Annotated in this window: 15 protein-coding genes and 1 riboswitch; of the genes, 7 read left to right on the top strand and 8 right to left on the bottom strand. The window is 33.8% G+C overall.

The genetic code is table 11. The features are described from left to right. Positions 1 to 72: 72 nt before the first annotated feature. A complete protein-coding gene (tnpA, locus tag ACPUVN_RS06580) occupies positions 73 to 516 on the top strand; it encodes an IS200/IS605 family transposase (RefSeq protein ID WP_426357338.1) in 444 nt (147 codons plus the stop codon). A gap of 657 nt (positions 517 to 1,173) precedes the next feature. Here tnpA and ACPUVN_RS06575 read toward each other — a convergent pair. Together ACPUVN_RS06575 and lysC are read right to left on the bottom strand one after the other, a co-directional pair. After that, complete coding sequence (locus ACPUVN_RS06575) at positions 1,174 to 1,656, bottom strand: low molecular weight protein-tyrosine-phosphatase (protein ID WP_426357337.1); 483 nt, start codon at positions 1,654 to 1,656, stop codon at positions 1,174 to 1,176. Positions 1,657 to 1,784: 128 nt separating this feature from the next. Beyond that, on the bottom strand, positions 1,785 to 3,143 hold the full coding sequence (lysC, locus tag ACPUVN_RS06570; RefSeq protein ID WP_426357336.1) for a lysine-sensitive aspartokinase 3: 1,359 nt from the start codon (positions 3,141 to 3,143) through the stop codon (positions 1,785 to 1,787). A gap of 156 nt (positions 3,144 to 3,299) precedes the next feature. Further along, positions 3,300 to 3,472, bottom strand: a riboswitch (Lysine riboswitch). Between the two features lie 309 nt (positions 3,473 to 3,781). Between lysC and ACPUVN_RS06565 the strand changes: the two genes are divergently transcribed. Continuing rightward, the gene (locus tag ACPUVN_RS06565; protein WP_426357335.1) at positions 3,782 to 4,441 is read left to right on the top strand and encodes an ElyC/SanA/YdcF family protein; all 660 of its coding nucleotides are present in this window, start codon (positions 3,782 to 3,784) and stop codon (positions 4,439 to 4,441) included. Positions 4,442 to 4,455: 14 nt separating this feature from the next. Here the strand turns inward: ACPUVN_RS06565 and ACPUVN_RS06560 are convergent, their stop codons facing one another. Both ACPUVN_RS06560 and ACPUVN_RS06555 read right to left on the bottom strand, forming a co-directional pair. Then, on the bottom strand, positions 4,456 to 5,229 hold the full coding sequence (locus tag ACPUVN_RS06560) for a Nif3-like dinuclear metal center hexameric protein (protein ID WP_426370248.1): 774 nt from the start codon (positions 5,227 to 5,229) through the stop codon (positions 4,456 to 4,458). A gap of 97 nt (positions 5,230 to 5,326) precedes the next feature. Beyond that, the gene (locus tag ACPUVN_RS06555) at positions 5,327 to 6,112 is read right to left on the bottom strand and encodes a class I SAM-dependent methyltransferase (protein ID WP_426370247.1); all 786 of its coding nucleotides are present in this window, start codon (positions 6,110 to 6,112) and stop codon (positions 5,327 to 5,329) included. Between the two features lie 305 nt (positions 6,113 to 6,417). On the opposite strand from ACPUVN_RS06555, the gene gloB reads away from it, so the two are divergent. Both gloB and ACPUVN_RS06545 read left to right on the top strand, forming a co-directional pair. Then, complete coding sequence (gene gloB / locus ACPUVN_RS06550) at positions 6,418 to 7,227, top strand: hydroxyacylglutathione hydrolase (RefSeq protein WP_426370246.1); 810 nt, start codon at positions 6,418 to 6,420, stop codon at positions 7,225 to 7,227. Between the two features lie 113 nt (positions 7,228 to 7,340). Then, a complete protein-coding gene (locus tag ACPUVN_RS06545; protein ID WP_426357331.1) occupies positions 7,341 to 8,915 on the top strand; it encodes a LysM peptidoglycan-binding domain-containing protein in 1,575 nt (524 codons plus the stop codon). 115 nt (positions 8,916 to 9,030) lie between these two features. On the opposite strand, the gene ACPUVN_RS06540 is transcribed toward ACPUVN_RS06545, so the two are convergent. Further along, entirely contained in the window at positions 9,031 to 10,188 is a 1,158-nt protein-coding gene (locus tag ACPUVN_RS06540) for a hypothetical protein (RefSeq protein WP_426370245.1), read from the bottom strand. Positions 10,189 to 10,443: 255 nt separating this feature from the next. Between ACPUVN_RS06540 and asnB the strand changes: the two genes are divergently transcribed. From asnB to ACPUVN_RS06525, 3 genes are all read left to right on the top strand, one after another. Then, positions 10,444 to 12,114 carry an asparagine synthase B gene (gene asnB, locus ACPUVN_RS06535; RefSeq protein ID WP_426357328.1) on the top strand — a complete coding sequence of 557 codons (1,671 nt, stop codon included), beginning with the start codon at positions 10,444 to 10,446 and terminating at the stop codon, positions 12,112 to 12,114. 170 nt (positions 12,115 to 12,284) lie between these two features. Then, a complete protein-coding gene (locus ACPUVN_RS06530; protein ID WP_426370244.1) occupies positions 12,285 to 13,172 on the top strand; it encodes a LysR family transcriptional regulator in 888 nt (295 codons plus the stop codon). A gap of 167 nt (positions 13,173 to 13,339) precedes the next feature. Then, positions 13,340 to 13,696, top strand: coding sequence for a VOC family protein (locus tag ACPUVN_RS06525; protein ID WP_426370243.1), 357 nt, complete (start codon positions 13,340 to 13,342; stop codon positions 13,694 to 13,696). A gap of 154 nt (positions 13,697 to 13,850) precedes the next feature. Here the strand turns inward: ACPUVN_RS06525 and ACPUVN_RS06520 are convergent, their stop codons facing one another. From ACPUVN_RS06520 to ACPUVN_RS06510, 3 genes are read right to left on the bottom strand one after another with little or no spacing between them, the layout of a single operon-like run. Continuing rightward, positions 13,851 to 14,027, bottom strand: coding sequence for a DUF2986 domain-containing protein (locus tag ACPUVN_RS06520; protein ID WP_426357324.1), 177 nt, complete (start codon positions 14,025 to 14,027; stop codon positions 13,851 to 13,853). Positions 14,028 to 14,042: 15 nt separating this feature from the next. Further along, entirely contained in the window at positions 14,043 to 14,303 is a 261-nt protein-coding gene (locus ACPUVN_RS06515; RefSeq protein WP_426357323.1) for a DUF5062 family protein, read from the bottom strand. Positions 14,304 to 14,345: 42 nt separating this feature from the next. Then, positions 14,346 to 14,897 (bottom strand): DUF3087 family protein, encoded by a 552-nt coding sequence (locus ACPUVN_RS06510; RefSeq protein ID WP_426357322.1) that lies wholly within the window; start codon positions 14,895 to 14,897, stop codon positions 14,346 to 14,348. Positions 14,898 to 14,963 lie beyond the last annotated feature (66 nt).

The following is a 14,963-nucleotide window of genomic DNA, read 5'->3' as shown; positions in this document are numbered from 1 at the left end:
GTAAATCTCGGGGGCTTGCCCCCGTGCTGGATAGTGTATACTGGGGGGACCCCAGTAAATGCTATTCTTCATATGGAACTTCAAAGAAATACACATCATGTCTTTAGATTAATGTACCACTTTGTGTGGATACCAAAGTATCGACACAAAGTCTTCATTGAACCTTATCGTTCAACAATGAAAGCAATTATTCAAAAAGTAGGATATGACTACGATATTGATATCGTAGAGTTAGAAATTCCGAGTGACCATATTCATATGGTTATTAGAGGGATCCCTAAACAGTCGCCAAGCGATGTTATGCAAATAATTAAAAGTATAACTGCTCGTGAGTTTTTTAGAATTTATCCTGAAATTAAAAAGCAGTATTTCTGGGGCGGTAAATTATGGACACAAAGCTTTTTTGTTGAAACGATTGGTAACGCAACAGAAGAAGTTATCAGGAAATATGTTCAAGAACAGTTAATCGAATTAGATGGTAAAGAAATTAATAGCGATCAACTGAACTTGTTTTGAAACTCGGTCGCTTGCGGCCGAGAATTTTATATTTTTCTCTTATTAACTATATTATAAAAATAAATCTACTTGGATGTGTACGAGTAAAATATGTTTCGACTAACAGCCCTACTTTATATTTTAATTTACACAGCATTATCTTATTTTTATTTCCGTTTAAGAAATCATTTATATTTTTTTAAAAAATTAAAAAAATTAAATTAGTATTTGAATGAGTTGTGCAATCTTTCAATTTTGGATTTCAGCTTTTGATAAGCTAAAGATTAAATTTTAAAGAAGAAGTATCTTTATTTTTTAATTGAAATAAAGAATGTTTGATTTTTTGACTATGTAAGAGCTAAAAGTAAAAAGTAACTTGGGTTTTACTTTTAATTTTATTTACAGTCATTGATTACTTATATAGTTAAGATATAAAAGTACATACGTGAAAAAATTAAGAATATAAAATTTACGTTTAAATTTTTGATGGCTAAGATTTATTAAAAAATAAAAAATAAAAAATAGTTATTAGGAATAGGATGACTAGATATAATTTTATATGTAGACGCTTAGTTTATGTTTTAGCCTTATCACTTAGAGTTTAAAACTAATCGTAAGGTGTCTACATTAACTAAGCGCTAATAATATATTTGATATGATTAAAGTAAGATGCGATCCCTACTTTAGTTTTGCTAATAAACCATCGCTTGCGTCTTCAACTAAATCTATAACAAATTGAAAACCTTTAGCTCCGCCGTAATAAGGATCAGGAACATCAGTTTCTTCATGATTAGCGGCATAGTCTAAAAACAATTGAATTTTGTAATGAAGATGTGGAGGTGCAACTTTCTTTAAACCGCTTACGTTGTCACTGTCCATCGCAAGAACAAGATCAAAATTATCAAAATCTTTTTCTGTTACTTTACGTGCTTTGATTTTATCGAAAGAGTAACCGCGTGCCATACCTGCTTTTTGCGCGCGATGATCTGGTTTCTCTCTAGCATGAGCACCAACAGTTCCTGCTGAATCAATAACAATAGATAAACCAGCTTGTTTAGCTTTATGTCTAAAAACAGCTTCCGCACTTGGTGAGCGACAAATATTTCCCATACACACAAAAAGTATTGAGTTAATATTTTTTAATCCGCTGTTTTCTGACATATTTTCACCTATTTAGTAATATATTACTCGCCTAAAGGTTTAAGCGATTTACTACATACTATAGTCATTCTTCATCGTTAATTAAACAATAATTTAATACTTTATTAACAAATCAGTAAGTTAAGCCATTAAAACGAGAAAAGTGTACTATGTAATTTCTCTACAACTTGGTTAGCTTCTGCTTCAGGTACTAAAAAGCACAAATTATGAGCACTTGCTCCCTGACACATCATTCTGATATTAACGCCTTCAGCTGCATTTAATATTTTATTACCAATACCACTGCTTGAATGCATATTATTGCCAATTACAGCAACTAAAGATAAACCATCTTCCACTTTTACATCACATAGGTTTTCTAAATCTTGAACAACAGCCTTAGTAATTACGGCTTGAGTTGAACCTACTGGATTATCGAAAGTAAGTGCTACACTAATTTCACTGGTTGTGATCAGATCAACACTGAGTTCGTGTTTAGCCAAAATAGCAAAAACTTTAGCTAAAAATCCGCTCGCATGTAACATTTCAGGACTTTTAACCGTCACTAAAGTTTGCTCACGTCTTAACGCAATTGATCTATAGGTTGGACAAGAATCGACAACTTTCTGAATACGTGTACCACCTTGCTCTGGTGCTTTACTACTACCAACAAATACTGGAATGTTTTGACGCATTGCTGGAATAAGAGTTGCTGGATGTAGAATTTTAGCGCCGAATGTTGCCATTTCTGCCGCTTCACCAAAACTAATTTCTTTAATTGCACGAGCTTTATCAGTAATACGAGGATCTGTTGTAAATATTCCTACAACGTCTGTCCAAATAGCTAAGTCATCAGCATTTAGTGCTTCAGCTAAAAGTGCAGCACTGTAATCAGAGCCACCTCGACCTAAAGTCGTTGTTTGTCCTGCTTCATTTTGACCAATAAAACCTTGTGTAACAATAATATGTTCTTCGAGTTCAGGTTTTAAAATAGCTAAAGCATTTTCTTTGAGTAATTCAAGATCAACAACCGCTTTACCGAATAAGCTGTTTGTTTTCATAATTTGACGAATATCAAACGCTTTACCATTAACACCAATAGTTTGTAAAACTTCAGCAAATATAATTGAGCTAAATTGTTCACCGTACGAAAGTATTGCATCGGCAGTACGTAAACTATGATTGAGAGATTGCTCTTTAGCGTACTGCGTTAATTCTGCTAATAGTTTCTCTACCGTTTCATTTAGTTCAGCTTGTTTGCTCAAATGTTGAGTAATATTTAATTGAATAGCTTTAATACTATTTATAATTTCTACTTGTTCATCTTCGCTAATTTGAGGTTGGCCTAAACGAACAAGATGATTTGTTACGCCTGAACTAGCAGACACAACAGCAACTTTATTTGATGGATCGTTTTGGATGATTTTTGCGCATCTAACCATTGCTTCATAATCGGCAACGCTAGTTCCACCAAATTTAGATATAGTTAAATTTTTAAGTGTAGACATTATAAACTCGCTCTTATTAATTGAGGCAATTGAACGGCATTTGTGTGTGTGATTTTTAACATTATACTTTCCTTTAAATTCGTTTTAGAACGATTAATACTTAAGGAAGAGCATGACTGATTGGATTAGTGTGCAGACGAACTTAAAACTAAACATTCAGCCAGAAGCTCTCCACCAACATGGTGACAGCCCTAAGGATTCAACCTTAGCGACCGAATATTATGTGCCATTAACAACAATATTCTCGGCGATAGTCCCCCTCAATAATAGTCATAGGAATATTGGCTTCCTCGTATTATTTACCTGGCTATCGCACCTCTTCTGGTATTAAAAATGGATAAAATATACAAGTTATTTTAGATAGATAAACCTATAAAATATTTACTTGTAGACAATTAAATTATTTTCAATGGCGCTTATTAAACACTAGTTAAAATTAAATTGCAATAGACTTTTAGACGGCTATTTACAAAAATTCCAATGAATAATATATTTGGAATCGTTATACTGAGGCAAGACTCTTATTAATTAATAATAAACTGATAAACATGCTTTTATTTTCTCTGAAAAAACTAATAGGTATATTATTAACACCATTAAATATAACGCTTTTACTTATACTCATTAGTATTATTCTTTTGAAATATAAGCCTAAGCTTGGGCAACGTTTCTTGGTTGCTGGTTTTTTTGTACTCTTATTAAGTTCGACTCCTATCGTTTCTAACCAATTAGTTAAATCGATTGATGAAGAAATTCCTATGTTTGAAAAGTTGCAAGAAAGTGTCGATTATATTGTTGTACTCGGTTGTAGCCATACTACCAATAATAGATTACCTGTTATTGCTCAACTCAAGACCTGCTCTTTAGAGCGCTTAATGGAAGCCCATCGTATTTTTGTGCTTCACCCTGAAGCAATATTAATTACATCTGGTCATGCGTTTACTGATGAAGTATCTAACGCCAAAAAGGTTAAAGAAGCTGCGATAAGTATTGGCATTCCCGCTGATAAAATTATTATAGAAGAGCGACCTAAAGACACTAAAGAAGAAGCTGAGCTACTGTCTCCTTTATTAAAGAATAAGAATTTTGTTTTAGTCACCAATGCCATACATATGCCAAGAGCTTATCGCTACTTTAAAATGCAAAACTTGTCACCACTTCTAGCACCTACAGATTTATTGTATAAAGGTGAGTCTTCAGAAATACTGTTAAATCTACCTAATGTGTCAACTCTGGAAAAAACAACACGTACTTTATATGAGTTACTCGGGCGTATTGCTCAATGGTTCACAAGCTAGTTTGCAATGGAGCGTTAAACTGGATTATCGATATCTATAAATATCACTTCAACACCTAATTCAGCTTGTAAATGTTCACCTAAAGCCTTTGCTCCATAACGCTCTGTTGCATGATGACCTGCAGCGAAAAAGTGAATATCCATTTCATTTACCATATGTGTAGTTTGCTCTGATACTTCACCTGAAATGAAGGCGTCAATGCCTTGTTCTGCGGCTAATTCAATATAGTTTTGTCCGCCACCTGTACACCAAGCAATGGTTTTAATTGGTTTGTTTGATGGTGGTTGTAGATGTAAGCATTCTCTATTTAAACGTGTTGATATTATTGATTTTAATTCATCACCTGTTTTATCCTGAGAAAACTCACCTTGTATAGCTACACTGTATTCATTACCTAGCTCTAAAGGTCCTGTCACGTTAATGTCTAATAATTTAGCAAGCTGTGCATTGTTTCCTAAAACAGGATGAATATCTAAAGGTAAATGATAAGCGAATAAGTTAATGTCGTTTACTAATAATGATTTTATTCGTTGATGTTTCATACCTTTAATTAAGTAAGATTCATTTTTCCAAAAATAACCGTGATGAACAAGAAGTGCATCAGCTTTTAAACGTATCGCTTCATTAATTAATGCCTGAGACGCCGTAACACCTGTCACTATTTTTTGTATGACTTCTGCACCTTGAACTTGTAAACCATTAGGACAAAAGTCTCTAATTTTAGAAGGCTTTAAAAGTGTAGTTAGGTGATTTTCTAGTTCTAAGTTTGTAATGGTTTTGAATGTCATAATATAGGTATCAAATATCTTATTTAGTTAATTTTTATGTTGTTAATGACTATGGGTATTAATTTTTGATCTTACGTGCGGATCTGACTGTTTAATATTATTTTCTACCCGTAGTGTTTGTATTGAGTACATTTCTTTTCGGAGATTTGTGGCTAGAGCTCATCCCTGCGACTTTAACAGGTGAAAACTTAGGGCTTAATTTCCATTTTGGCTTAATAGGCGTTAGCGGTAAAACGCGTTTTTTTGCCACTATAACGTAAACCGAAGCTAATTGAGGTAAAAAAGCTTTAGCAAACTTATTCCAATAGTCGATCAATTTACCTTGTCCGATCTCTCCAACGAGTGATGAATGTAATAAGTGTTCATCTGCAAGAATTTCATAGCCCATAAGGTGTAACCAATCTTTAACGCGCATAGCAGAGAAAAAACGTTCATTCCAAGGGAAATGTTGGCGTCTGTAAGGTATAAATCGATTAAGGCCAGCTAAACTAAAAGGATTAAAACCTGTTATGACTAAGTAGCCATTAGGAATAAGCACCCTATTGGCTTCTCTCACAACGTGATGGGGATCCCCTGTAAATTCTAATACATTACTCAATACACAAACATCTATGCTGTGTTCTAAAAAAGGTAAATCATCTATATCGGCAACCACTGAAGCATTTTCAACGTCTTCTGAAACGGTTATATGATGGTTAATTGGCGAGTCATCACAATTCACTTCTCCACTTAACGCACCAATTTTAAGTAGATGATAACCAAAAAACTTTGGACACCATTTAGCGACAACGTCATTAATTTCATTAAGAATAATATCGCCGTTAGGTATTTGTAGCCAACTTTTAGGATGACGTTGTTTTCTAAAAGCTAAAGCGGGTTTCATATACTTTATATTCCTAAGGTTTTATGATCTTTTAGGTTTCAATTTCATTCGATTTAAAACAGGTACAAAGCTAGCATAAACTCTATCTAATAGATTTTCTAAACGAACATGGGTTAGATGTTCGAGTAGCAAGCGGCACGTTATATATTTGCCTTATTAAATATTCAAAAGCTTACTGTGAAAATAATATCTTAGGCACAAACGACCTTAAGAAAAATCCAGAAACAAAAGGTTTATACCGAATTCTACACAGACAGTTTATAATAGCTACATCACACTAATTATATAGTAAATTTAAACTTCTTATGCAATCAATTCAATCTGATAACCCTCTCGTAATTAAAGCGATTAAAGCATTTAACGATAACTATATTTGGTGTATTCATTCAAAAATAAGTCAACATGTTGGATTAGTTGATCCTGGTGATGCAGACGTATGTATCCAATATATAGAAGAAAATAACCTACAACTTTCTACTATATATATTACCCATCGTCATAGTGATCATGTGGGCGGTGTAGAAAAGCTTGTAGCATTCTGTAACGAAAAATCTTGGCCTGTAACAACCTATGGTCCAACAAAAGAAGCACAAAAATACAGTAACATAAAAGTGAAAGATGGTGATGTCATTCATGACGAATCGTTAAATATTAGCTGTCAGGTTATCGATATACCTGGGCATACATTAGGGCATGTTGCATATTTGATGGAAGATAACTTATTTTGTGGTGATACATTATTTTCAGCCGGTTGTGGACGTGTTTTTGATGGCACCAGTGAAGAACTGTATCATTCATTAAATTCCTTATCGGCACTACCTGAAAAAACCCGTGTATATTGCGCCCATGAATATACTATGGCTAATTTAGCTTTTGCGTTAACGGTTGATCCAACAAATGAAGAGCTGGTTAACTATTATAACTATGTCAGCAAGTTACGAGAGAAAGGTCAAAGTAGCATCCCTACTTCTATTTGTATTGAAAAGAAAGTGAATCCTTTTTTAAGATGTTTCGACAATAATATAAAGCAAAGTGTAGAAGTGTTTAGTGACAAAAACTTAGCTTCGGATTTAGAAACATTTATTCAATTAAGATTATGGAAAAATGAGTTTTAATGGAGTTTAGTCTGTAATAGCAAAAAAGAGTTTACAGTAAGTTACAGACTCTTTATTGAATATATATTCTAAATAAGTAACACTGGCGCCACTTTTAACGAATCGAAATTTTCATGAAGTATATTTCTTTATCATTAGCATTATCTATCGCCTTAGCTGGGTGTCAAAGCACCGCTTTATATCAGCAAGACGAACAAGAAGATAATCAACAAATTAAGCCAGAAAATGCAGCTAAACCGTCAGACATACATCGTATGTTGGTTCAAGGTATTCAGCAAGAAACACCAAATACAACTTCAGCTGAAGTTATTAAAGTGGCTGAACTAGTCGAATATTCCAATGTTTGGGATCGTATAAAAAATAATTTAGTGTTAGATATTCCGATTAATGAAAGTGTTATAAAACACAGGAATAATTATTTAAAACATCCCACTGCATTGAATAACCTTCTTAAACGCTCAGAACCTTTCCTATTTTATATTATAGAAGAACTTGAAAAAAACAATATTCCTATTGAAATTGCCCTTTTACCTTTAGTGGAAAGTGCATTTAACCCTTACGCACGTTCAAGTGTCGACGCTTCAGGATTGTGGCAATTTATTCCAAGTACAGGTAAACACTTTGGTTTACAGCAAAACTGGTGGTATGACGGTAGACGTGATGTAGTTGCTTCAACCCAAAGTGCTATTCAATACTTAAATTACTTGAACAAGTTTTTCGATGGTGATTGGATGTTAGCTCTAGCTGCATACAACTCTGGTGAAGGTCGAGTTCAACGTGCTATGCGTAAGAATGCACGTAAAAAGAGACCTACTCATTACTGGGAATTAGAGCTTCCAAAAGAAACGAGAGATTATGTGCCTAAGTTACTGGCAATTATTGATATTATCGAACGTTCTCATGAATTTGATATTGAGCTCTACCCTATTGATAATAAAAAAGTTGTTGGCTCTGTTCCTGTTAATTCACAAATTGACTTAACGGTAGCTGCTTCTTTGGCTGAATTATCGTTAGAAGAGTTTCAAGACCTCAACCCTGGTTTTAACCAATGGGCAACAGATCCTAATCACAAAACTAGCTTTCTTTTACCTGAAGAAAATATCGTGAAATTTAATGAAAAAATCGCGTTACTCTCTAAAAAAGATAGAATGGTGTGGCAGCGTTATCAAATAAAGTCTGGTGACAGCTTAGGTAAAATAGCTCAGAAATTTCATATTGATATAGATTCAATTAAAACCATTAATAAAATATCAGGTACTAATATACGTGCAGGTAAACATCTATTGATACCTGTCGCGCCTAAAGATGGAAGCTATGTTTTGCCTGAACACTTAGCGCTTGCTTCTAGTAAGGTAGCCCCAAGTAAACCGAGTCAAACCAAGCAAACACATATTGTTAAATCAGGTGATACTTTGTGGGATATTAGTAAAGCTCATAATGTATCAACTAAAAACATTGTTAAGTGGAATAACATTTCTGCTAAATCAACATTAAAGTTAGGTCAAAAGCTCGTGATTTTTAAAGGATCACAATCTAATACGATAACTTATAGTGTGAAACGTGGAGATTCATTTGCGCGAATTGCGAATAAGTTTAAAGTGAAGATCAAAGATTTAGAGGTTTGGAATAACTTAACAAGGAATGAATATTTACAACCAGGTCAAAAACTTAAAATAGCGGTAATGTAATAATTAATAATTATTGTGAAGTTTTTTTAAAGACAGGATTAAATAAAAACGCCCTTTTGTAAATTACTAAAGGGCGTTTTTTTATGCGTTATATTTGTTAGTAATCATAAATGTATTAAAGGGTTTTTGATGCTTGGGTCAACATACCTTTTAATTGAGATAAAATTAACTTTATCTTACCTTCATCATATCCTTTAATACTTGGTGTGTGGATATGGCCAACAGGTAAAACTGGGTTATATAAATCTCGTAATAATAAGCTTCTATACGATAGTTCATTTGATATATAACCACCGCCAGTGCCTTCTACTGATATTTCATTTATTAATTCAGTTAAAGCGGTTATCCTCAATATTTCGTTCTTAGTACTTACTACTCGGTTATCTTTTATTGGATAAAAACCACTTGCTGTTTTCATCTCATCAACAGGTAAAGTGAATTCTAAAAATTCAGGTCCTTTTAATGGGATGTCATGTAACGTAGGGACAAGAGGGTTATTTCGACTAGCTCCTGTCATCACATTTGCATTATCAGGTAAAAGTGCACTTCGTCTTAATCCTGTAAAACGTTCTAATTCGAAGCTGCTTCTTCCCATTCCTGTTGTAATAATCATATCAACAGGGTTTTCTCTAAAATACGGTGTTAATAATTCTTCAACCATACCTTGATCAAAGTCTGCATATCGAACAGGCAAAATTAACGTTTCAATTTCTGCACTCTGACCTTCAACGCTAATAACCAAATTATCTAAAACAATAGCGGCAACGCCCGACGGATTACTTTGTTTTATGTTTCTATCTAATAAAAAAGGGTCAAAGCCTGTAACTAGAATTCTTTTAGTTGTGTATTGATCGAATTTAACGTCAGTTTGGCCACGAGAATATATTTCGAACTGCCAAAGTAACTTACTTTGTTGATCAGGTAATGATTCTTTAAAAGCTTTAGTCTGTTTTAAAGCTTTAGACATTTGAAGTCGAGCCCAATATAAAGGTCGATCATCATAATGATTAGTATTTTTAAAATATAATTTGGCATCTGTCCATATGCCCTTTCCATGTCTAATGGATAATTGACTCAACACAGTTAAATTATTTGCTTTGTTAATTTGTTCAATAAAGAGATTAACGCGATCAGAAAGCGCTGATGTAATAGCGGGTATTACTTTAGTGGCTTTATCTAGTCGTTGTTCTTCTATAGTGAACGATTGAGCGTTAATACTTAATGTAGAAAATGCTAAGGCGATACAGCACGCCAACTTCTTCGTAATTAACATGAATAAAACATACCTGTTTTGAATTGTTATCTTAATAAATCATAGTATACACAAAAGAAAATGAGATCATTAGCCATATTTATATTGATTTTTTCTGCAAAAATGGCAAAGTGGCAACTCTGACTACTTGTTCAATGTTTCTTTTCTTTTAAACCTGAAAAATACACCTCAAGACACTGTCAAAAAAATTGTTCAAACAATAAACGATTGTATAATCTAGCAATTATAATTTAACTATAAAGGAGTAGCGCTTCAATGTGTTCGATCTTTGGTATATTAGATATAAAAAACGGGGCTGAAGAATTACGCCCAAAAGCAATAGAACTTTCTCGCCTTTTACGTCATCGCGGACCAGATTGGTCAGGTGTTTACAGCAATGACAACGCCATCTTAGTTCATGAACGTCTTTCAATTGTAGATACTGAAAACGGCGCTCAACCACTATACAATCAAGACAAAACAAACGTTTTAGCGGTTAATGGTGAAATTTATAACCATAAAGAACTCGCTAAAAACTTAAACGTTGATTACACCTTTAAAACAGGTTCTGACTGTGAAGTTATTCTTCCTTTATATGAAGAGTTTGGTGTTGAGTTTGTTGATAAGCTTCAAGGTATGTTTGCATTTTGTTTATATAACGAAACAGACAACTCTTACCTAATCGCACGTGATCATATGGGTATTATTCCACTTTACACGGGCTACGATGCTGACGGTAACTTTTACGTTGCTTCAGAAATGAAAGCATTAATGCCGATTTGTAAAACAGTGAGCGAATTCCCTCCAGGACATATTTTAGATAGTCGTGTAGGTGAAGTACAAAAGTACTACAACCGTAACTGGCACAAATACGATGCGATTAAAGACAACACAACAAGCACTACCAAGATTCGCGAAGCATTAGAAGAATCGGTTAAAAGTCATTTAATGACTGATGTGCCTTATGGTGTATTACTTTCAGGTGGTTTAGATTCTTCACTTATTTCTGCTATCACGCAAAAATTTGCGGCTCGCCGTATTGAAGAAAATGACTTATCTGAAGCTTGGTGGCCTAAAGTTCACTCGTTCGCGTGTGGCTTAGAAGGTTCTCCAGATTTAATTGCAGCACAAACCGTTGCAGACAGTATTGGTACAATTCATCACTCAGTTATCTTTACTGAGCAAGAAGGTATCGATGCACTTAAGGAAGTTATCTATCATTTAGAAACTTACGATGTAACGACTATTCGTGCATCTACCCCTATGTATTTAATGGCACGTAAAATTAAAGCTATGGGTATTAAGATGGTTCTTTCTGGTGAAGGTGCTGATGAAATTTTCGGTGGTTACTTATACTTCCATAAAGCGCCAAACGCTAAAGAATTTCATGAAGAGCTTAACCGTAAGCTTGACCGTTTACATAAATTTGATTGTCTTCGTGCAAACAAATCTATGTCGGCTTGGGGAATTGAAGCACGCGTACCATTCCTAGACAAAAACTTTATGGATGTTGCAATGCGCATCAACCCAGAAGATAAGTTGTGTGGGAACGGTAAAATGGAAAAAGCCATTTTACGTGAATCTTTTGAAGGTTATTTACCAAAAGAAATTTTGTGGCGTCAAAAAGAGCAATTCTCTGATGGTGTAGGTTATTCTTGGATCGATAGCTTGAAAGAGTTTATTGAAACACAAGTAACTGACCATGAACTTGAAAGTGCTGAATACAGATTTCCTGTAAACACACCTGATAGCAAAGAAGGCTATTACTACCGTTGTATCTTTGAAGATAAATACCCACTACCATCTGCTGCAGACTGTATAATTGGTGGCAAGTCTGTTGCTTGTAGTACTGAAGAAGCATTAGCTTGGGATGAAAGCTTTCAAAACAACGCTGATCCATCGGGTCGTGCTGTTTTAAGTGTACATAACGAAAGTTACAAAAAATAAGATTTGAAGCTTTGCTTTAAACAAAAAAAACCAGTCAAATGACTGGTTTTTTTATGTCTACATTTTGTTTTTCCTCCTTTACATTTTTATAGTAGAAGTCGTTTCTTTATAAACTTGTTGCTAATATAGATACTTCTACAACACTAATATATATGGGATATACATATTTTATGGATAGACGCTCCATTAAGTTTGATTGGAATAGAGCTCGTGCATTTCTTGTTACTGCAGAGGAAGGTTCCCTATCCGCAGCTGCTCGATCACTAGGGATGACGCAACCAACCATTGGCAAACAAATTTCTGCATTAGAAAAAGAACTAGGTGTTTCATTGTTTGAAAGAACAAACTCAGGGCTAGTGCTTACACAAAGTGGAACTGACTTGATGGCACAAGTTAAAGTAATGAGAGATGCCGCTAATAATTTATCACTCATGGCGTCGGGTCATGCTGAAACAGTAGAAGGAAGTGTTTGTATAAGTGCTACAGAAATTATTTCGGCTTTTATTCTTCCACCTATAATAGAAAAATTACGGAATCAATGGCCAAAAATTGAGATAGAAATAATTGCTTCAACCGATACTAGCGATCTATCTCGCCGCGAGGCTGATATTGCTATCCGCAATTATCGACCAACCCAACAAGAACTTATTGCAAAGCGTGTTAAAAAAGTCAAAGGGCATTTATACGCTTCTAAAAGTTATGTACAAAATTTGAAACATAGAAAATCACCACAAGATTTAAAAGAATCTGTATTCCTAGGCGTTGATCATTCAAATAGTATTATTTCATACCTAAAAAAATTTGGTTTTGACTTAAGTTTAAATAACTTCCCTATCATTGTAGCTAATCACCTCGTTCAATGGGAAATGGTAAAACATGTTGCTGGTATTGGCTTCATGATGGAAAGTATTGGCGATGCCGAACATTTAGTTGAAAGAGTTTTACCATCATTTCCTGCTTTTGAAAAAGATACATGGCTCGTTAGCCATAGAGAATTAAAAACTAGCCGTAAGTTACGAGTTATATTTGATTATTTAGCCTCTGAACTTAGTAAATAAAGATACACCTGAGCTCTAAAATTCACAGTTCGTTCCATACAAATATGCATATCCATTATACAGTCACAGGTATTGTTCGTGAATATTTGCATGGGTATACTTTGGTTTGTAAAACCTGAACAACACAAACTTTACTAAAACCATATTAAACGATGAGATATTAAATTATGAAAATGGACTATTGCGTTCTTGGAACAAATAACCTGGATGCTGCGATTAAATTTTATGATTCACTTTTTGAAAAAACAGAAGTTAACCAAGTTTTATCAACTGACAGAATGACCTTTTGGCAGTGTGAATACTTCGCATTTGCTGTAGCCATCCCTTTTAATGAAGAACCAGCAAGTAATGGAAATGGGACAATGATTGGTTTTAATGTTGGTACTACTGAAGAAGTAAAGAGACTTTATAGTAAGGTTATTGAATTAGGCGGAACTTGTGAAGGAGAGCCGCAGCAACGAGGTCCTAAGTTTTCTGCATATGCGAGAGATTTAGATAAAAATAAAATAGTCTTTTCCGAGTAACCCACTAAATAGTAAACCTTATAGAACAGCGTTTTAAGTGGATTGTTCCGACCATAAGCATTATTAATTTAACATCATCCTATAGAGCATATGTCTATAGGATGTAATATTCGTCTAATTATATTGGTGTTAAACATATTGCCTGAACTATAACCTACTCTTCAGAAGTGACTTCGTTAGTACTATTATCATTCTGCGCTGCTTCTTCTAAAGCAATTCTTTCTCTTTCTGCTTTAGATACATACTTAGGCTTGTTAGTTTTTTGAAGCTTAGCATTCATCTTCTTAACTTTGCTTTTTAATACTTGGTTGATTTTCTTTTTACGATTCATTTAATAATGTCTTATTTATTGATTTAAAGGATGATCTGCAGGTAACTGCTTAGATATCCATAAAGCTAATTTATGTTTCATGTGTGGTTGATCTTCATCGCTAACGGCTAATGGTTGAACTAATTTGTCGCTCACTAATAAACGGTAAAGCGCTTCTATCTTATCTTTAGCTGAATTGGTAGCAGCAAAGCCTTTATAGCCACGGTTTTTAGCGTATTTCTCACCAACATCGATAGCTTTTTTTAATAGTTCTGCTTCATTTTTATGTTTTTTCATATTTATATTTTCCGTTTCTTACCACTAAAATTTATAAAAAGTTTAACGATACTCAATAAGTAAAACACGACTAAATTCATGTACAGATATATCTATATTTAACTCTGCCATTTTTTCTTCTAAGCTTACTAGGTCTTGCTTAACTGTTGAAATAGTCAATGTATTGTTATCTAACATATAAACTTGTATTAAACTTTTGTAGTAAAAACTTAATACAACAAAAGCATTGATATCTGGTTCTGTTTCATAATTCTTTACAGCTGCTTTAATATTTTTCAAACGTCTGTAAATAATATTTTGAATTTGCTTAAGTACCCAAACATAATGGATCTCTTTACAGAACGGATGATTTTTTAATTGTTGCAGAATGCTGATACACACTAAAAGTGCTAAAATCACACCAACAAAATTGAATCTAAAATTACTGAGGGCTTCACCTGTATCAGGATCTATTGCAGGTAATGCATCACCGAAGAGTTGAATAAGGATTGCGCCGAAACCAATAGATATAAGGGTTAAACAGGCGACAAATATTGCTATAACTATATTTAATCGTTTACGATAAATTGATTTATTGATGTCTACTAATTGCATTAAAAACTACTTTATTTTTCAGATTGTTATTATAAATATTATGATTTAACTTTGTTTATTATACGC

It is taken from the genome of Pseudocolwellia antarctica, assembly GCF_049933045.1.
GTDB lineage: Bacteria > Pseudomonadota > Gammaproteobacteria > Enterobacterales > Alteromonadaceae > Pseudocolwellia.
This window is presented reverse-complemented; position numbering and strand designations above follow the sequence as displayed.